Genomic DNA, 18,891 nt, shown 5'->3' with positions numbered 1-18,891 from the left:
CACCTTCGTACTCACACGGTGTGCCCCCGCACAGGCGTGATCCACCCTGTGCGAGGGCCCGTAATCAAACAGTGAGGCCGGTGGGCGCTCAGCCCGTCGCGCGCCGCGCCAGCGCGCCGCCCGACTTCGTCACCAGGGCCGCCAGTACCGCCGCGCCCAGCGGGACCAGGACCAGCAGACCGCCCAGCGTCTCCCACGGCACGGCGAACGGCACGTAGGCGATCTCGTTCGAGCCGGAGTGGGCGATCAGTCCCTCCAGCGCGTGCCGCTCGGTCAGTCGCAGGCCCGCGGCCGGCAGCAGTCCGGCGGCGGCGCCGAGGGCGACGCCCATGAGGGCCACCACCCCGCACTGGAACCCGCTCAGCGTCCGCCGCACCCGCGGCGGCGCCCCTACCGCGGCCAGCGTCTTGAGGTCGGCTTCGGCATCGGCCTGGGCCAGGCCGGTGGCGATGCCCGCCGCTCCGATGGTGACCAGGCCCGCGAAGATCGTCAGAGCGAGGATCTCCACGCTGTCCCTGCCCTGGAAGCCCTCCTCGATCTTGACGGGGGCGTCGATGCCGATCCGGTCTATCCGGCCCGCCAGCGCCTGACGTTGTGCGCTCGTGGGCTTCTCGGCGAGGGTGAAGTAGGTGCCGAAGGGGGCCGTGCCCAGGCCCGCCGCCTTGACCGCCGAGGGAGGCAGGACCACCTCGATCCCGTATCCGGTGACTCCGTCGGGCACTTGGTGGACCGAGAGGACCTTGTCGACGCCCTTCGGCTCGTCCGCGGCTCCCGGCGTGCCCTGGCCCTGGGCGTCCTCGGTGACGACCCGCAGGGTGATCTTGTCCGCCTTCACGTTGCGCCGGTCGAAGGAGACGGCCTGCCCGGACCTCAGCGCGGCAGCCGCGCCCGGGTCGTCGACGCCCAGCACCGTCATCAGCTTCTCGTCGGCCACGACCGTGCCGCGCGGCTGCCTGCTCTGCTGCTCCTGGCAGCGCCAGTCCTTGCGCAGGGCGCGCGTCTGTTCCAGGCTGAAGTCCGACATCCCGTTCTTCGACGACCAGAGCGGGCAGCGGTTCTCCGGCGGGGTGATGATCTCCAGTCGCCCACAGCCCGGTTCCGTCGAGTACGAATCGCAGGACGGCTTGCCGGTCACCACCCGGTCGACGTCGGCGCGTACGGCCAGCGAGAAGGACTTCGCCAGGGCCTCGCGGGCGGCCGGCAGGTCCTTGTAGCGGTCGTCCTCCTGGTTCGTCAGCATTCCGGCGCCGGCGGGCAGTGAGGCCACGTACTCGTGACGCGCCTGGAGTTCGGTGCTGTGCTGGTAGGTGGCCACGGCCACGGTTCCGGCCACCGCTGCGAGCACGGCGGCCACCGCCGGGGCCGTACGCCCGCGGTTGCGCACGGCGTCGCGCAGCGCGAGCCGCGGCGACAGCGGCAGCCACCGCCCGGCCCGTCCGAAGAGGCCGACCAGTGTCGGTGTCAGGGCGACGACGCCCAGCTCGGCCAGGGCGCTGCCACCGGCGACCACCAGGGTGCCCCGTCCGGAGAGGGCCCCGTACAGGGCGAGGGCGGCGCCCGACGCGATGGCGACCATCCCGATGACGGGGAGGACGCGGTTGGCGCGCCGGACCCCCCGGCGGCCCGTCAGCGAGGCCAGGACGGTCTGCCGGGAGGCGGTGACGGCCGGGACGATCGCGGCGAGCAGTCCTGTCAGTACGGCGACCAGGGCGACGGCGAGCAGTTCCAGGGGGCGGACTTCGAACCCGCCCCAGCGGAGCCCCAGATACTCCTCCAGCACCGGCCGGAGGCCCAGGGTGAGCGCCGTGCCGAGGGCGGTGCCGACGACTGCGGAGGTCGCGCCGATGACGAGGCCGCCGGACAGGACGATGGCCCGGATGTGCCGCCGATCACCGCCGTTGGCGCCGACCAGGCCGAGCTGGCGGGCGGAACGGCGGGCACCGACCGCGAAGGCGGGACCGGCCAGCAGGCAGATCTCCAGCACGGCCAGACCCACCACGGTGGCGAGCACGGTCAGTTCGACGGCTCGGGTCGACGAGCCGTCGTAGTCGTCGGCCGTGCCCTTCTCGCGCTGCTGCGCGTACAGCGGGACGTCCGAGTCGGCCGGCGGGTGCAGTTCGGCGTCGCGCGAGACGGCGAGGATTCCCTTGGCGTTGGCGGCCCGCACCATGTTCCACGTGAAACCATCGCCGCCGACCGCGACGAGGAAACTGTCGTTGACGCTCAACCCCTGGCCCCCGGCCCGCGTCAACGCCTGGTCGAGCGGGGCGAGAAGGGTCCGCGGCGGCGCGATGATCTGAGTGCTCTTGAGGGCGGACGGAAGCTCGTACGCGCCCACGATCCGGTAGGACCGGGGGGCGCCACGCGGGGTCAGCTCGGAGCCGACGAAGAAGCCGGACTCCTTGAGGAAGGAGTCGGTGGCGATGACCTCGCCCGCCGTCGCGGGCAGCCGACCCCGCTTGAGGGTGAACAGCCCCTCCACCAGCGGGCTGGCCGTGTCCACCTCGCGCAGCTCGGTGTCGAGCAGCCCGTGGGTGGTGCGGACCCTGGCGCTGACGTGACTGTCCTGCACCACCTGGGCACCCTGCGGGAGGACGGACGGGACCCGCACGTCCTCCTGCTTCGTCTTCGACGGGTCGTAGTCGCGATATCCGCCGACGGGCTCGTACCGGTCGGCCGCCGGGTTCTGGTAGATGGCCGTGCCGAGGGAGGTGGCCTCCAGCCGCGCGTCGGCGGCGCCGATCCGGCGGGACAGGGACTGTTCGGCGGAGAGCGCGGAACTGCGCCACGTCAGGTCGACGGCGCTCACACCGACGATGGGCAGGGCGATCATCGCGAGTACGAGGGCGCTGCGTCCCTTGGCGCGCCAGGCGTCACGGCGCGCTATGCGCACCGCCGCGACCCACCCGTGGTACCAGGACGAGAGGAACGAGGGGCTCACAGACCGGCCGCCCGCCCCGAGAGCAGCGAGTCGGCCCCGCTGCGCAGTGTCTCGTCGACGACGCTGCCGTCGCGCAGGAACACGACCCGGTCGGCCCAGGCGGCGAACCGCGGCTCGTGCGTGACCAGGATTCCGGCCGCCCCGGCGTCGCAGCGCGAACGCAGCAGCGCGAGGACGGACTCCCCGGTCTCGGAGTCGAGGGCGCCGGTGGGTTCGTCCGCGAGGACCAGGCGGCGGTCGCCGACCAGGGCGCGGGCGATGGCGACGCGCTGCTGCTGACCGCCGGACATCTCGTCGGGGAACCGGTCGGCGAGCTGCCCGAGGTTCATCTCCTCCAGCGCCGCCAGGGCGGAGGCCCGCGCCTTGCGCGCCGAGACCCCGTCCAGTTCGCGGGGGAGCGCCACGTTCTCGGCGGCGGTGAGGGCGGGGATCAGGTTGTAGTCCTGGAAGACGTAGCCGATGCTTCGGCGGCGCAGCGCGGCCAGTTGCCTGCGGCTCGCGGTGGTGAGGTCGGTGCCTTCGACGACGACGCGTCCGGAGCTGGGGGTGTCGAGTCCCCCGGCGAGGGTGAGCAGCGTGGACTTGCCGGAGCCGGAGGGCCCCATGACGGCCACGAGTTCGCCGGGATGGACGGCGAGGTCGATGCCGCGCAGGGCGTGTACCTCGGTGGCGCCGCTGCCGTGCGTACGGACGAGTTTCTCCAACCGGAGTACGGGCCGCTGCGTGTGCTGGTCGGGCATGTGGGTCCCCCCTGGAAACGGTGGTTCAGCGCCGCCGGATGCGTGCGGTGCGGGACGGGTCGGTGGTCGCTGCGGTCGTTGCGGCGCCCGGGACGCTCACGGGAGTGGTGACCGGCGCGGTGGTGACCGGCGAGGCAGTGGCCGGCGAGGTGGTGGCCGGGGTGCGGCTCGCGGGCGTTGGGTCGGGCTCTTCGGTCGACCGGGCGGCCGTGTGGGAGAGCCGGACGAGCCGTGTCTCGCAGTGGTCGAGCCAGCGCGCCTCGGCCTCGGTCTGGAAGATCAGCTGTTCGAGGACGAGCAGCCAGGCCAAGTCGTCGCGTTCCCGCGTCTTGCCGCTCTCGATCGCGGCGAGGGCCTGGGCCTTGAGCCGCGTGTAGTCCTGCATCGCCTGGATGGTGGCGTGCCGCTGCGACTGGATGACCGAGCGGATGTCGACGCCCGGAGCGCCGACGGCCATGGCGAGCTTGATCGAAAGCTCGTCGCGCGGCGGGTTGGTGCGGTCGACGGGGCGCTCGTACCAGGCGCGCAGTTCGGCGCGTCCGGTGTCGGTGATGGCGTAGAGCGTGTGGCCGGCCGGGTCCTCACCGCCGGGGGCGACGAGGCCGTCGCGCTCCAGGCGGGCGAGGGTCGTGTAGACCTGCCCGACGTTGAGCGGCCAGGTGGAGCCGGTGCGGGATTCGAACTCGGTACGCAGCTGAGAGCCGTACCGAGGACCCCTTTCGAGCAGGGCCAGGAGACCGTGGCGGATCGACATACTCAGTATGTATACCGAGTATGTCCAGGACCGCAACCATCCTGGGTCGTACGTCGCGAGGGGGACGCGGGGCCCGGGGCGGCCCCCGGGGCCCTGCCGGCCCCGGCGGGTCAGGGGCCCCGCCGCAGCCGCACGCCGATGAACCCCAGGCCCAACCCCATCAGGGCGAGCCCGGCCCCGAGCGGCAGCATGTGGGCGGCGAGATCCGCGGCCCGGTCGTTCGACCCGTTGCCGAGCGCGTTGACCGCGGAGCCCGTACTCGGTGTGCCGCTGGGGGCGGGGCTCGCGGCGCCGGAAGCCGCCCCGGTCGGGACGTCCGACGGCGCCGCGGGCCGCTGACCGTTCGGCCGACCGTTGGGCTGCTCGGTCGAAGGGCCCGTCACAGGGCCCGTCACAGGGCCCGTCGGCACCGCACCGGGAGGAGCGACGGGCGGTCGCCGCGGACGCACGGGTTGCCGGGGCCCGGAGGCCACCATCGCCTCGGGGTCGGCCGGCTCGCCGACGGGCCGACCGGGCCGCTCCCGCCCGACGCCCGCCGCGCTGCCGGCCAGTTCCTCGTAGGCCTCTTGGGGTACGTCGGCCTCCGCGTCGGCGCTCGCGGAGGCGATCGGGACCCGTGCGGGGGCGGGACCCCGGCCCTGCCCGGGCGCGACGCCCAGAACCGCTACGGCGGCCAGCGCGGCCCAGGCCGCCCACACCGGCGCGCGGAGACGTTGGGTCACGGGGAAGCCCCTCCCGTCCGAGCGGCGCCGCGGCGCGAGCGCGCGGGACGGCAGTCGCTCGGGCCTGTACAGGGCTCACATTCGCACGGGGGGACAAAAGCGGCATCCCGGACCGCCCATCAGGGTGGCCCGGGATACCGGAGCACTGCGGCGGCGGCCCGCGTCGGCGCGGCCGTCGCACCCGCCTACTGCGGGTCGCCGGTGGACACGGTCAGCGTGTACTCCTGGTCCTTCGTCACCGCGGTTCCGGCGGTCGGGAATTGCGCCAGCACGGTGTCCTGCCCGAAGACCGCCTCGTCCTTGTTCTCGATCTTGTACTTGCCGCCCGCGGCCTGGATGCAGAGCTTCACCGAACCCAGGTTCTTGTAGGTGAAGTCGGGCGCCGACACCTTCGAGGCGTCCTTCCAGTCCTTGGACGGGTTCTTGCACTTCTCCGCGTCCATCGTGCGCGAGGTGTCAGGGCCCTTGTGTCCCGCCTTCGCGGGGCCCGATGCCGACGCCGATGCCGACGCCGATGCGTCCCCGCCCTTCGCTTCGTCCTTGTCGCCGTTGCCCCCGTTGAGCGCCGCGATCAGCCCGCCGACGGCCAGCAGCGCCACCACGATCGCACCGATGATCACCGGCGTGTTCGACTTCGTGGCCGCGGCGCCCGCCCCGCCGCCCGGGTTCGGCGAGATGGTGAACGGCGGCGGCGTCTGCGGGGCGTACTGCTGCTGCGCGTGCTGCGCGTGCTGCGGGGCCGGAGTGTGCTGCTGGGGCGGGTACGCGTAACCGCCCTGCGCGGGGGTGTGCGGCGCGTACGGGGACGGCGTCTGGTACGGCTGCTGCACGGACTGCGGCGGCGTCTGGAAGGCGGAGTCCACCGGCGGGAACACGGCCGAACCCACCCCGGCGCCGCTGCCGCCCGTCGCCGCGCCCGGGACGATGACCGGCGCACCCGTCTGACCCGCCGCCAGGACCCGCGCGATCTCGTCGCCCATGGCCGCGGCCGTCGGGAAACGCTCGTTCGGGTTCTTCTTCAGGGCCCGGGCCACCAGCGCGTCCATCGCCGGGGTCACGGCACGGTTCACCGAGGACGGGGCGACCGGCTCCTCCTGGACGTGCGCGTACGCGATGGCCAGCGGCGAGTCCGCGTCGAAGGGCAGTCGACCGGTCAGCAGCTGGAACAGCATGATGCCGACCGAGTACAGGTCGGAGCGGGCGTCCACGGCCCGCCCCAGCGCCTGCTCGGGCGACAGGTACTGCGGGGTGCCCACGACCATGCCGGTCTGCGTCATCGAGGTGACCCCCGACTGCATGGCCCGCGCGATGCCGAAGTCCATGACCTTGACCACGCCGCGCTTGGTCATCATCACGTTGCCGGGCTTGATGTCGCGGTGCACCAGGCCCATCTCGTGGCTGGTCTCCAGCGCGGCCAGCACGTCGGCCGTCACCTTCAGCGCCCGGTCGGCCGGCATCGCGCCGTACTGCGCGACGTCGGCCTGGAGCACGGAGCCCAGGGGCTGCCCCTCCACGTACTCCATCACGATGTACGGCATCGGGGCGCCGTCGTCCGCGGCGGCCCCGCCGAACCTCACCGTGCCCTCGCCCGTGTCGAATACCGAGACGATGTTGGTGTGCGACAGTTTCGCTACAGCCTGCGCCTCGCGACGGAACCGCTCGCGGAAAGACGCTTCCCGGCCCAATTCGCTGTGCAGGGTTTTGATGGCCACCTGTCGATCGAGCGCCGAGTCGTAGGCGAGATAGACGGACGCCATGCCGCCCTCGCCCAGCAAGTCCCTTAGCTGGTAACGGCCACCGGCCAGGGAACCGCCTGCGTACCGGCCCCGTGTGCCGTCCTGGCTCATGACTGTTGCTTCCCCTCGGGCTGTGTCCGAACGCGTCTGGCAGAGCGCATGTCGCGCCCAGTCTGCCGGAGGGTAAGCACCAGTCAAGCCAGGTGGCCTTTCCGTGACCGGGGGGCCACGGGGCGCCATTGCCCGAACGGCGACCTGTTCCGAGGCTGTAGCGTTCGTCGGAGCATGCGAAGAGGACCCGCAGAAGTTACGGACGAGAGAGACGACGGCGAGGACTGATGGCACCCGAACCCGACGGAACCGGCGCCGGGATGGCCGAGGATCCTGAGCATTGGGGCGCAGGCGGCTTGGTGGGCGACGGCCGCTACCGCCTCACCCACCGCCTGGGCCGAGGCGGTATGGCGGAGGTGTTCGCCGCCGAGGACGTCCGACTGGGACGTACGGTCGCCGTGAAGCTGTTGCGCGCCGACCTCGCCGAGGACCCGGTCTCCAAGGCCCGCTTCACCCGCGAGGCACAGTCGGTCGCCGGGCTCAACCACCATGCCGTCGTCGCGGTCTACGACTCGGGCGAGGACCGGGTCGGCCCGAACGTCGTCCCGTACATCGTCATGGAACTGGTCGAGGGCCGCACCATCCGCGAGCTCCTGATCAGTGCCGAGGCCCCAGGGCCCGAGCAGGCCCTGATCATCGTCTCCGGTGTGCTGGAAGCGCTGGCGTACTCGCACCAGCACGGCATCGTCCACCGCGACATCAAGCCCGCGAACGTCATCATCACCAACACCGGCGCGGTGAAGGTGATGGACTTCGGCATCGCCCGCGCCCTGCACGGTGCGCAGTCGACGATGACCCAGACCGGCATGGTCATGGGCACTCCCCAGTACCTGTCGCCCGAACAGGCCCTCGGCAAGGCCGTGGACCACCGCTCGGACCTCTACGCCACCGGTTGTCTGCTGTACGAACTCCTCGCGCTGCGACCCCCCTTCACCGGTGAGACGCCGCTGTCGGTGGTCTACCAGCACGTCCAGGACGCGCCGGTGCCGCCCTCGCAGCTGCCCGACGGGCACCACATCCCGCAGGAGCTCGACGGCCTGGTCATGCGCTCCCTGGCGAAGGACCCGGACGACCGGTTCCAGAGCGCCGAGGAGATGCGCGGGCTGGTCCAGTACGCGCTCCAGATGCTCCATGAGCAGGGGCCCAACTCCGGTACGTGGAACACCGGTCCCGTCACCATGGCGCTGCCGCACGGTCAGCCGGGCGCCGGTACCCCGACGACGCAGATGCACGGGCCCGGTGGACAGCGTCCGCCGTACGGTCAGAACGCCACGACCTCTCAGTTCCAGCGGCCGATGGTGCCCCCGCTCAACCCGGACGACGGCTCGGCCTTCCCGGGCGGCGGCAACGGCGGCTACGGCAACGGCGGCTACGCCAACGGCAATGGCGGCTACGGCAACGGGAACGGGAACGGCGGCTACGGCAACGGCGGATACGACGACCGCCGCGGCAGCCGTTGGAAGATGTGGGTGTTCGCGGTGCTCGCGGTCCTCGCGATCGCCGGCGGCGTCGCCTACGCGGTCAAGACGATGGGCGGCGGCAGCGGCGGGGGACACGCGCCGGCGACCACCAACACCAGTTCGCCGAAGGCCTCGCAGAGTTCCTCGGCCTCCTCGGACACCACGCCCTCCGCGCCGCCCTCGGACTCCTCGGAGTCGACGGACGAGGAGACCGTCAAGCCGACTTCGGGCCGCACCAAGTACACGCAGAGCCCCAGCCCGACGCCGTCGACGGAGACCACGGTCTCGGAGAAGCCGACGGTCTCGGAAAAGCCGACGGTCTCGGAAAAGCCGACGGCCCCGGAGAAGCCGACGAAGTCGCCCGGGGGCGGCGGCACCGGGGCGCCGGACAACACCGGCGCCGAGTAGGAACGCCCAGGCGAACGGGCCCGGCGGGAATTCCTCCCGCCGGGCCCGCCCGTTTCCGCCCTCGTACGCGGCTCGCGCCGGGCCCGCACGCGGCTCGCACGGCGCTCGGACCCGCCCGCACGCTGCTCGGGTGCCCCCGCACGCTGCTCGCGCGCGGCTCGCACGCCGGTGGAACGGGAACCGCGGTCGGCAGGCGTCGGGCCCGCGAGCCTAGACGCGCCGCTCCGCCTGGAGCCGGGCCACGTAGGCCGCCGCCTGTGAGCGGCGCTCCATGCCCAGCTTCGACAGCAGGCTGGAGACGTAGTTCTTGATGGTCTTCTCGGCCAGGTGCAGCCGCTCGCCGATGACCCGGTTCGTGAGTCCCTCGCCGATCAGGTCGAGGATCTTGCGCTCCTGTTCGGTCAGGTGCGCCAACCGGTCGTCGCCCTTGCCCTTGTTGCCGTCGCGAAGCCGCTCCAGCACCCGGGCGGTGGCCACCGGGTCGAGCAGCGACTTGCCCGCCGCCACGTCCCGCACCGCGCTGAGCAGCTCGTTCCCGCGGATCGCCTTCAGTACGTACCCCGAGGCGCCGGCCATGATCGCGTCGAACAAGGCCTCGTCGTCCGCGAACGAGGTCAGCATCAGGCACTTGATGCCCTCGTCCTGCGAGCGCACCTCCCGGCAGACCTCCACCCCGCTGCCGTCCGGGAGCCGCACGTCCAGGACCGCGACATCGGGGCGCGTCGCCGGAATCCGCACCAGCGCGTCCGCGGCCGTACCCGCCTCACCGACGATCTCGATGTCGTCCTCGACGGACAGCAACTCGTGTACACCCCGGCGCACCACTTCGTGGTCGTCCAGGAGGAATACCTTGATTTTACCGTTTTCGGGCACGGAGTCAGTTTCACACACTCACCCCTTCCCAGGCGCTGTTACCCGGGATAACGTGCCGTTGTTCCGGCCCCCTGCAAGGCTGTGACCAGTGGTTGTTCCCGCAACCGCCGATTTACTTGGATATCCAAGCAAAATCGCAGGTCAAACGGGGTTTCGCAGTTATGCGAGGCACTGGGTAACGTGCATTGCGCAGGGCACTCGCCGGGGCACCTGTCACGCCTGAATCCCGTACCTTCCTCGCACCCACCCCGTGCGCGGGTACGCATACAGGTGAGCCGCACTGGACCCCGGAGAACCCGGGTGCCGGACCGACGGAGGAGCACACGTGACCGTGGAGAGCACTGCCGCGCGCAAGCCGCGACGCAGCAGCGGCACCAAGCGGGCGGCCGGCGCCGAGAGCGCCCGCAAGACCGCCGCTGCCACCGCACAGCCGCACGACGCCGAGCCTCAGCTCGTACAGCTGCTGACGCCCGAGGGAGAACGGGTCGAGAGCGCCGACAGCGCGCGGTTCGCCCCTTACGTCGCCGACATCACCACCGAGGACCTGCGCGGGCTCTACCGCGACATGGTCCTGACCCGCCGTTTCGACGGCGAGGCGACCGCCCTGCAGCGTCAGGGCGAGCTGGGCCTGTGGGCCTCGCTCCTCGGTCAGGAAGCCGCGCAGATCGGCTCCGGCCGGGCGCTGCGCGACGACGACTACGTCTTCCCCACCTACCGCGAGCACGGTGTCGCGTGGTGCCGCGGGGTCGACCCGACCAATCTGCTCGGCATGTTCCGCGGCGTGAACCACGGTGGCTGGGACCCGAACACCAACAACTTCCACCTGTACACGATCGTCATCGGCTCCCAGACGCTGCACGCGACCGGGTACGCGATGGGCGTGGCCAAGGACGGTGCGGACTCCGCGGTCATCGCCTATTTCGGTGATGGTGCGTCCAGTCAGGGTGACGTGGCCGAGGCGTTCACCTTCTCGGCGGTGTACAACTCCCCGGTCGTGTTCTTCTGCCAGAACAACCAGTGGGCGATCTCCGAGCCCACCGAGCGCCAGATGCGCGTGCCGCTCTACCAGCGGGCCCAGGGCTTCGGTTTCCCGGGCGTCCGCGTCGACGGCAACGACGTCCTGGCCTGCCTGGCGGTCACCCGCTGGGCGCTGGAGCGGGCGCGCAACGGCGAGGGCCCGACCCTGGTCGAGGCGTTCACCTACCGCATGGGCGCGCACACCACCTCCGACGACCCGACGAAGTACCGGCGCGACGAGGAGACGGCGGCCTGGGAGGCCAAGGACCCGATCCTGCGCCTGAAGGCCCACCTCCTCGCGACGGGCGGCGCCGACGAGGCGTTCTTCGCGCGGCTGGAGGAGGAGAGCGAGACGCTGGGCAAGCGGGTGCGCGAGGTCGTGCGCGCCATGCCCGACCCGGACACCATGGCGATCTTCGAGAACGTCTACGCGGACGGGCACGCGCTCGTCGACGAGGAGCGCGCCCAGTTCGCCGCCTACCTCGCGTCCTTCGAAGGCGGGGAGTGACCACCATGGCCGTACAGAAGCTGACCATCGCGAAGGCGCTCAACGACTCGCTGCGCAAGGCCCTGGAGACGGACCCCAAGGTCCTGATCATGGGCGAGGACGTCGGCAAGCTCGGCGGGGTCTTCCGTATCACCGACGGTCTGCAGAAGGACTTCGGCGAGGAGCGGGTCATCGACACCCCGCTCGCCGAATCCGGCATCGTCGGTACCGCCATCGGCCTGGCCCTGCGCGGCTACCGCCCGGTCGTGGAGATCCAGTTCGACGGGTTCGTCTTCCCCGCCTACGACCAGATCGTCACGCAGCTCGCGAAGATGCACGCGCGCTCGCTCGGCAAGATCAAGATGCCGGTCGTCATCCGCATCCCCTACGCGGGCGGCATCGGCGCGGTCGAGCACCACAGCGAGTCCCCGGAGACGCTGTTCGCGCACGTCCCGGGCCTGAAGGTGGTCTCGCCGTCGAACGCGAGCGACGCGTACTGGATGCTCCAGCAGGCGATCCTCAGCGACGACCCGGTGATCTTCTTCGAGCCGAAGCGGCGCTACTGGGACAAGGGCGAGGTCGACGTCGAGGCGATCCCGGACGCCCTGCACGCCGCCCGGGTGGCGCGGTCCGGCACGGACCTCACGCTGGCCGCCTACGGCCCGATGGTGAAGGTCTGCCTGGAGGCGGCGGCCGCGGCCGCCGAGGAGGGCAAGTCGGTGGAGGTCGTCGACCTGCGGTCGATGTCCCCGATCGACTTCGACGGGTTGCAGGCCTCGGTCGAGCGCACCCGCCGGTTGGTGATCGTCCACGAGGCCCCGGTGTTCCTGGGCGTGGGTTCGGAGATCGCCGCTCGCATCACGGAGCGGTGCTTCTACCACCTGGAGGCCCCGGTGCTGCGCGTGGGCGGTTTCCACGCGCCGTACCCGCCGGCCCGCCTGGAGGACGAGTATCTGCCGGGCCTGGACAGGGTGCTCGACGCCGTCGACCGCTCGCTGGCGTACTGAGGAGAGCCCTGTGACGATCCGCGAATTCAAGATGCCCGATGTGGGCGAGGGCCTCACCGAGGCCGAGATCCTCAAGTGGTACGTCCAGCCGGGTGACACGGTCACCGACGGGCAGGTCGTCTGCGAGGTGGAGACGGCGAAGGCGGCCGTGGAGCTGCCGATCCCCTTCGACGGGACCGTGCACGCGCTCCTCTTCGAGGAGGGCACCACGGTCGACGTCGGCCAGGTGATCATCTCGGTGCGGACCGAGGGCGGGGCCGCCGAGGCCCCGGCCCAGGAGGTGGCCGCCCCAGCCGCCGCCCCGGCCGCTTCCCCGGCCGCCGGTCAGGAGCCGGCCGCCGAGGCGCGCCAACCCGTCCTGGTCGGCTACGGCGTGTCCACCGCCTCCACGAAGCGCCGACCGCGCAAGGCCGCGGCAGCGGGCTCGCCGGCGGCCCCGGCCGTCCCCGCCGTCCCCGCTCAGAGCGGGACGGCGGCGCTGAACGGCAACGGCAATGGGAACGGCAACGGCAACGGCACCGCCCTCGGGGTCACCGAGCGCCCGCTCGCCAAGCCGCCGGTCCGCAAGCTCGCCAAGGACCTCGGCGTCGACCTCGCCACGGTGGTCCCCACCGGCGAGGGGGGCGTCGTGACCCGCGAGGACGTGCACGCCGCCGCGTCCGCCGCCGTCGCCCCGCAGGCCGCCGCGCCGGTCCAGGCCCCGGCCGCCCCGGCCGCCGCCCAGGCTCCGGCCGCCGCCCAGGCACCCGCCCCGGTCCCGGCCGACGCGATGGCGCGCGAGACCCGTATCCCGGTCAAGGGCGTCCGCAAGGTCACCGCCCAGGCGATGGTCGGCTCCGCCTTCACCGCCCCGCACGTCACCGAGTTCATCACCCTCGACGTGACGCGCACGATGAAGCTGGTACAGCAGCTCAAGGAGGACCCGGACCTCGCGGGTCTGCGGGTCAACCCGCTGCTCCTGATCGCCAAGGCCGTCCTGGTGGCCATCCGCCGCAACCCGGACGTCAACGCGTCCTGGGACGAAGCGGCCCAGGAGATCGTGCTCAAGCACTACGTCAACCTCGGTATCGCGGCGGCGACCCCGCGCGGCCTGATCGTCCCGAACATCAAGGACGCCCACGCCAAGACGCTGCCCGAGCTCTCCGAGGCCCTGTCCTCGCTGGTCGCCACGGCCCGCGACGGCAAGACCTCCCCGGCCGACATGCAGAACGGCACGATCACCATCACCAACGTCGGCGTCTTCGGCGTCGACACCGGTACGCCCATCCTGAACCCCGGCGAGTCCGCGATCCTCGCGGTCGGCGCGATCAAGCTCCAGCCGTGGGTCCACAAGGGCAAGGTCAAGCCGCGGCAGGTCACCACGCTGGCGCTGTCGTTCGACCACCGTCTGATCGACGGCGAGCTCGGCTCCCGCTTCCTGGCCGACATCGCGGCGGTCCTGGAACACCCCCGCCGCCTCGTCACCTGGTCGTAACAGGACGTACGCGGCGCCGGTGGCCGGTCTCCCCGCGGGGAGACCGGCCACCGGCCGTTCCGGACCGGGAGACCGCATGCCGGAGTCCTCCTGCCCGGCGTACCCCTTCCCGGACCCCCGTCGATCCGGGAAATCCCTGGTGGGGGACGTTCCGTCGGGTGATCATCGGCGGATGCCATTCCGCGCTGCGACCGCAGACCCCACGGACATCGACCGCGCCCTCACGTATCCCGCCGACGGGCCCCTCGAAGCCCTCGCCGCCGACCGCGTCCGGGAGGAAATGGCCGCGGGGCGACTGCGGCCCGAGTGGATCTGGTTCGCCGAGGACGAGGGAGGCGAAGTCCTCGCCCGGGCCCTGTGGTGGGGCCGTGAGGACAGTGAGCGGCCCGTCGCGCTCGACTGCCTCCAGGTCCGGGCCACGGTCGCCGATCCGGCGACCGTCGCCGCCGGCCTGCTCGCCGCCGGACACGCGGCGTTCGGGAGCCTCCCCGTCTACAACATCTCGTTGCCCCGCGACCGGCGTGCCGGCCCCGACCTCGCCGAGGCCGTCGCCTGGCGCCGGGAGGCGGCGTACAGGGCGGGGCTGACCAGCGTGATCGAGCGCCTGCCTACGAGTGGACCCGCCCCGAGCCGGCGCCGGGGGCGTCCCCGGCCGCGGGAGCCCCGGGAGCCGGCGGACGGCTGGTGTTCCGCGAGGGCACGGACGCGGAGTTCGTGGAGGCGTTCGCCCGCGTCTCGGTGGGCAGCCTGGACGTGCACACCCGCACGGAGCTGCGCTCCATGGACGCCGGCCGACTGGCCCGGGAGGACGTCGAGTTCTACCGCGACTGTCCCGGCGAACGCTCCTGGTGGCGGCTGGCGGAGCTGCCGGACGGCACCCTGGCCGGCGTGGCGGTTCCCTCCGCGACCCCCTACCACCGCAACGTGGGCTACCTCGGGGTCGTGCCGGAACAACGCGGCAAGGGCCTGATCGACGAGATCCTCGCGGAGATCACCCGCTTCCACGCGGCCCAGGGCGCCCGGCGCGTCACCGCGACGACCGACACCGTGAACATCCCGATGGCCGCCGCGTTCGACCGCGCCGGTTACGAGGTCACGGAGATCCGCCTGGTCCTGGAAGGGCCGTCGCGGGCGTGAGCGCGGGGCGGTAGCCTCCGGGCCGGAGGCAGACCGGGGCGGGCCGGAGTCGGCCGGGGCCGGTGGAAGGGGGGACGGATGCCGATCGCCGAGTTGCAGGTGTACTCCGTCGAGGAGGCCGACGTCTCGGGCGGGGTGTGCGTCGTCCGCGTCGTCGGCGGGACCGCGCGGGCCGGCCAGGTGTACACCGCCGGGGGCCTGCGGCTCGGTCTGGCCCGCATCGAGGCGTGGGGAGCGCCCCGGGACTTCGTGGATCCCCCGCACGCGGCGCGGGTCCACCTCACCGGGCCGATGGTCGCGCTCCTTTCCCGGGGGCAGGTGCTGACCTGCGTACCGCCCGCCGGGCACGCCTTGGACGACCTGGAGACCTGGCTGGCCACCGATCCGCCGCTGCGCGAGGAACCGCACCCGGGCCCCCTGCGCGCCCTCGCCGTGGCCCGGATGCACGACGAGTCGCTGCCCGACGCGGTGCGGCTGCGCTGGGGCCGGGTGGCCCTGGCCGCGGTCGCCCGGGTGGAGCACCGGGACGCCGTGGAACGCGGGGTCGAGCGGGCGGCGGTACGGGGCTACCTCATCGAGCGGTTCGGGCCCGGCCCGGGAGGCGACCCCGCCGAGCTGTGCCGCGAGGTGCTGGCACTGATCGACCTGACCCCGGCGCGGGCGGCGGCCGAGGCCCGGGTCTGGCGGGACCTCCCACGGGAGCGCATCCTGCGCCTGCGCCGGATCAAGAACCTGCTGCCCTGGATGACCCTGGTCCGGGCCCACCTGGCGGCCGACGACCCCCTCAGGGCGGCCGTCGACGCCTGGACGGCCCTCGCGCCGCGGCTCCCCTGAGCCGCGGTCCGGCGCTCGGGTGAGCCCGGGCTCTCCCCAGCCGCGGTCCGGCGCGTCGGCGCCCCGTGTCGGCTAGCCGGCCTTGGCGGCGTTGCCCAGCACGTTCGTCGGGGTGATGCGCAGGACCACCCGGAGGTTCTCGGCGGGCGCCTGCGCGTACTCCTTGCCGCCGCCCGGTCCCAGGTACTCCTCCGCGATCCGCACGGCGACCGCCCGTCCCGTGTCCTCGGTGACCGAGGCGGTGCCGCGGATCTCCGCGTAGAGGAACGGATTGGTCAGGTCGAAGACGGTCAGGCCGACCCGCGCGTCACGGACGATGTTCCGTTCCTTGCGGCGCCCCTGCTCGGTGGAGACCAGCAGTTCGTTCCCGTCGCGAGTCACCCAGACCACCGAACTCTGCGGTCCGCCATCGGGGTTGAGCGTCGTCAGCACGGCCGGGTGCGGCGCGTCCAAGAGCTTGCGTACGGCGTCGTTCAACTCAACAGTCATACGGCGCAGGCTAGTCGGGGGCGTGCGACGGCACGCCGGGTTTCCGCGCCGCCGGTGCGATTAACCGAGGTCCGCCCCCTCAGCCCCAGGCGAGGTTGCGCCAGGGGCTCCCCGGGTCGCCGGTCAGCTCACGGTGCGCGGTCGCCATCTCCTGGTACCACGGCCCGAATTCCTCCTCGTCGAACTGCATGCAGCGCCCGAGGACGAACCCCGCCGAGAGCTCCTCCCAGGAACGGTAGGCGATCCGGCAGGCCTTCCCCGCCCGCACCACGGCGTCCTCGGCCTCGGCGAGCGTCCCGAAGCGGGCGCCGACGCCCCAGCGGGCCATCTGGGAGGCCCGGCCGTAGTCCCACGCTTCCACGGACCGCACGTGCTTGCCCTCGCCGAGCACCCCGTCGGCCCGGAACCGCTGTTCGTAACGGGTGATGCGGCCGATGACCCGCTGGACGCCCGCGATCTCGCCCTCCACCTCGGCGGTCGGGCGCGGCTGTGCGACCGTGACCCCTTCGGGGGTCAGCCGGGGCTCGGCGGCCCGCTCGGCGTTGGCGCGCAAGGTCGCCTCCGTGGCGTGCCGCCAGTGCTCGACGTCCACGGGCCCGGCGAACTCCTGGGCGAGCGCCTGGCGCACGCGGAGCGCGAACTCCCATACGGGGCTGACCATGTCGGCCCGCAGCAGCCGCTCGACGGTGACGAGCCATTCCTCCCGGGTGGTGACGCCCCAACTGTCGCGGAGCTTGTCGCGCTCCTTCGTATAGCCGTGCCCGTGGTGGGCCAGGGCGTTCCAGAACTCGCCCGCGCGCACGGCCAGATGCGCGCCGCAGGCCAGCCCGAAGGCGACGGGGCCGTGCAGGGGTCCGCCGACGCGGAGGGCGTGGACCTTGCCCCGCTCCAGGCCCACGTATCGCGGCCGGCGGCCGTCGTGGTGAGCCCAGCCGGCGCGGTGCGCGGGCGTGGCGGGCAGCAGGGTCTCGAAGGGTGTTCCCGGGTTCAGCGCCAGGTAGGCGGGCCCGTCGGGCGGGTAACTCTCGCAGAACCAACCGAGGTCGACGCTCTCGAAGACCAGGTCGGGGGAGGGGGCGGGCAGCATCCCCTTGGTGAACACCACGTACGCGTCGGCGCGCGCCCGGGGCAGGTGGACCCGGCGGCGCCGTATTCGGGTGGGATGGGCGTCCTGGAAGGACCGTTCCTGCGGTACGAAGAGGTCGGCGAGTGCGAGGGCGTCGAAGAACGCCGGCCAGTTCCCGGCGGCCTTGGCCTCTTCCAGCTCGTGTTCTACGGTGCTCGGCGCGGTCCACGTCCCCATGGGGAGACCCTATCCGGGCGTGTCGGACGGCAGTCGGCGGGCGAGGCGACCGGGATGTCCGGGGGGACGCGTCACGCTGGGTGAGGAGGCGCGTCCGTATGGGTCGCGGTCGGGGGTGAAGGGGTTTGGCCTGGTCAGGCAGGGGTTTCGCGCTGTTGCGCGGCGTGTCGGGGGCTGCGGAGGAGTGGCTCCGGTTGCGGTAGGTGACCGGCTGTCGGTCAGTGGTATGGGGCACCTCCAAGGCCCCGCGTCATCGGAACAGACGTTCACTGACATCTCTGAACAGGAGCGAGCCGTTGCACCGCATCACCCGCTACTCCGTCCCCGCCGCCCTCTGCGTGACCCTGCTGACCGCCTCCCCCGGCATCGCGGCGGCCGTGTCCACGCCGGAGCGCTCGACCTTCGCCGCCTCGGAGCAGGCCGTTCCCGGCAGTGAGGCGCTGCTCGCGCAGGTCCAGTCGCTCGGCGCCGCCGCCGGAGTGCTCGAACCCGTCACCGACCTGGTCTCGGCGGTGTTGAAGTCGCCGAACGGGAAGGTCTCGGAGGCCGACCTGGCCGCCGTCAAGACGAAGCTGGAGCCCGCGTTCGCGGAGCTGCGGCAGAGCCTGCCCGCTTCGGCGGCGCCGCTGCCGGCGCCCGTACCGGCGGACCCGGTGCTCGCGAAGCCCGCTGCCGCGCCGCTGGACCCGCCGGCCGACCCGGCCGCGAAGCCTCCGGTCGCCCAGCCGGCGAAGCCTCCGGTCGCCGAGCCGGCGAAGCCTCCGGTGGCCCAGCCTCCGGTGGCCCAGCCTCCGGTCGCCCAGCCGGCCAAGCCCGCCGACCCGGTCGCCCAGCCGGCGAAGCCTCCGGTCGCCGAGCCGGCGAAGCCTCCGGTGGCCCAGCCGGTGAAGCCTCCGGTCGCCGAGCCGGTGAAGCCTCCGGTCGCCGAGCCGGTGAAGCCTCCGGTCGCCGAGCCGGTGAAGCCTCCGGTCGCCGAGCCGGCGAAGCCTCCGGTCGCCGAGCCGGCGAAGCCTCCGGTGGCCCAGCCTCCGGTCGCCCAGCCGGCCAAGCCGGCTGCTCCGGCCGTCGCGCCCGCCGTCGCGCCCAAGGCCGCTCCCGTCGACAAGGCCGGCGCGGCCGTCGACAAGCTCAAGGCATCGGTCGACGGCCTCATGAAGGTCGCGGCGACCGGTAGCGGCTCGGCCGACGCCAAGGCCAAGGCGGACATGGTCGTCACCGACCTCGGCGCCGTCCTGCTCGCCCTGATCAACGGTTCCGGTCAGCACAAGGCGCCCACCGCCTAAGCGGTACCCCGGTACCCCGGTACGGCGGTACCCACGAACCCCGCGTCCCCGGCGACCTTCTCGCGTCGGGGACGCGGCGGATCGCGGTCCCCTCCCCCGCCGGGGCCCGCGGAAC

General features: G+C 72.7%; 15 protein-coding genes. 7 read left to right on the top strand and 8 right to left on the bottom strand.

The annotated features are described in order from the left end of the window. Window positions 1–88: 88 nt before the first annotated feature. The 5 genes from E6R62_RS00650 to E6R62_RS00630 all read right to left on the bottom strand — a co-directional run bounded on the left by E6R62_RS00650 (window position 89) and on the right by E6R62_RS00630 (window position 7,004). Window positions 89–2,833 carry an FtsX-like permease family protein gene (locus E6R62_RS00650; protein WP_240801428.1) on the bottom strand — a complete coding sequence of 915 codons (2,745 nt, stop codon included), beginning with the start codon at window positions 2,831–2,833 and terminating at the stop codon, window positions 89–91. Window positions 2,834–2,937: 104 nt separating this feature from the next. Beyond that, window positions 2,938–3,681 carry an ABC transporter ATP-binding protein gene (locus E6R62_RS00645; RefSeq protein WP_136210227.1) on the bottom strand — a complete coding sequence of 248 codons (744 nt, stop codon included), beginning with the start codon at window positions 3,679–3,681 and terminating at the stop codon, window positions 2,938–2,940. Window positions 3,682–3,706: 25 nt separating this feature from the next. After that, a complete protein-coding gene (locus tag E6R62_RS00640) occupies window positions 3,707–4,435 on the bottom strand; it encodes a PadR family transcriptional regulator (protein WP_136210225.1) in 729 nt (242 codons plus the stop codon). Between the two features lie 110 nt (window positions 4,436–4,545). Beyond that, a complete protein-coding gene (locus E6R62_RS00635) occupies window positions 4,546–5,157 on the bottom strand; it encodes a hypothetical protein (RefSeq protein ID WP_136210223.1) in 612 nt (203 codons plus the stop codon). 185 nt (window positions 5,158–5,342) lie between these two features. Further along, on the bottom strand, window positions 5,343–7,004 hold the full coding sequence (locus tag E6R62_RS00630) for a protein kinase (protein ID WP_136210221.1): 1,662 nt from the start codon (window positions 7,002–7,004) through the stop codon (window positions 5,343–5,345). 227 nt (window positions 7,005–7,231) lie between these two features. Here E6R62_RS00630 and E6R62_RS00625 point away from each other — a divergent pair, with 227 nt between their 5' ends. After that, window positions 7,232–8,872 carry a protein kinase gene (locus tag E6R62_RS00625; RefSeq protein WP_136210219.1) on the top strand — a complete coding sequence of 547 codons (1,641 nt, stop codon included), beginning with the start codon at window positions 7,232–7,234 and terminating at the stop codon, window positions 8,870–8,872. A 210-nt stretch (window positions 8,873–9,082) separates the two neighbouring features. Here E6R62_RS00625 and E6R62_RS00620 read toward each other — a convergent pair whose 3' ends face one another. Further along, window positions 9,083–9,745: a response regulator transcription factor gene (locus tag E6R62_RS00620; protein WP_136210217.1), complete on the bottom strand. Its 663-nt coding sequence runs from the start codon at window positions 9,743–9,745 to the stop codon at window positions 9,083–9,085. A 325-nt stretch (window positions 9,746–10,070) separates the two neighbouring features. On the opposite strand from E6R62_RS00620, the gene pdhA reads away from it, so the two are divergent. The 5 genes from pdhA (at window position 10,071) to E6R62_RS00595 (ending at window position 15,701) form a co-directional block, all read left to right on the top strand. Beyond that, window positions 10,071–11,270 (top strand): pyruvate dehydrogenase (acetyl-transferring) E1 component subunit alpha, encoded by a 1,200-nt coding sequence (gene pdhA, locus E6R62_RS00615; RefSeq protein ID WP_136210215.1) that lies wholly within the window; start codon window positions 10,071–10,073, stop codon window positions 11,268–11,270. Between the two features lie 5 nt (window positions 11,271–11,275). Continuing rightward, complete coding sequence (locus E6R62_RS00610; protein ID WP_136210213.1) at window positions 11,276–12,256, top strand: alpha-ketoacid dehydrogenase subunit beta; 981 nt, start codon at window positions 11,276–11,278, stop codon at window positions 12,254–12,256. Between the two features lie 31 nt (window positions 12,257–12,287). Then, on the top strand, window positions 12,288–13,730 hold the full coding sequence (locus tag E6R62_RS41650) for a dihydrolipoamide acetyltransferase family protein (RefSeq protein WP_136210638.1): 1,443 nt from the start codon (window positions 12,288–12,290) through the stop codon (window positions 13,728–13,730). Window positions 13,731–14,414: 684 nt separating this feature from the next. Beyond that, complete coding sequence (locus tag E6R62_RS42010; RefSeq protein ID WP_306432390.1) at window positions 14,415–14,867, top strand: GNAT family N-acetyltransferase; 453 nt, start codon at window positions 14,415–14,417, stop codon at window positions 14,865–14,867. 78 nt (window positions 14,868–14,945) lie between these two features. After that, window positions 14,946–15,701: a hypothetical protein gene (locus E6R62_RS00595; RefSeq protein ID WP_136210211.1), complete on the top strand. Its 756-nt coding sequence runs from the start codon at window positions 14,946–14,948 to the stop codon at window positions 15,699–15,701. A gap of 72 nt (window positions 15,702–15,773) precedes the next feature. On the opposite strand, the gene E6R62_RS00590 is transcribed toward E6R62_RS00595, so the two are convergent. Both E6R62_RS00590 and E6R62_RS00585 read right to left on the bottom strand, forming a co-directional pair. Next, window positions 15,774–16,190: a PPOX class F420-dependent oxidoreductase gene (locus E6R62_RS00590; protein WP_136210209.1), complete on the bottom strand. Its 417-nt coding sequence runs from the start codon at window positions 16,188–16,190 to the stop codon at window positions 15,774–15,776. A gap of 79 nt (window positions 16,191–16,269) precedes the next feature. Then, complete coding sequence (locus tag E6R62_RS00585) at window positions 16,270–17,493, bottom strand: DUF1266 domain-containing protein (RefSeq protein WP_136210207.1); 1,224 nt, start codon at window positions 17,491–17,493, stop codon at window positions 16,270–16,272. Between the two features lie 296 nt (window positions 17,494–17,789). Here E6R62_RS00585 and E6R62_RS39315 point away from each other — a divergent pair, with 296 nt between their 5' ends. Further along, on the top strand, window positions 17,790–18,776 hold the full coding sequence (locus E6R62_RS39315) for a hypothetical protein (protein ID WP_168713928.1): 987 nt from the start codon (window positions 17,790–17,792) through the stop codon (window positions 18,774–18,776). Window positions 18,777–18,891: the final 115 nt, after the last annotated feature.

It is taken from the genome of Streptomyces sp. A1136 (assembly GCF_004795055.1).
Classification (GTDB): Bacteria; Actinomycetota; Actinomycetes; order Streptomycetales; family Streptomycetaceae; genus Streptomyces.
This window is presented reverse-complemented; position numbering and strand designations above follow the sequence as displayed.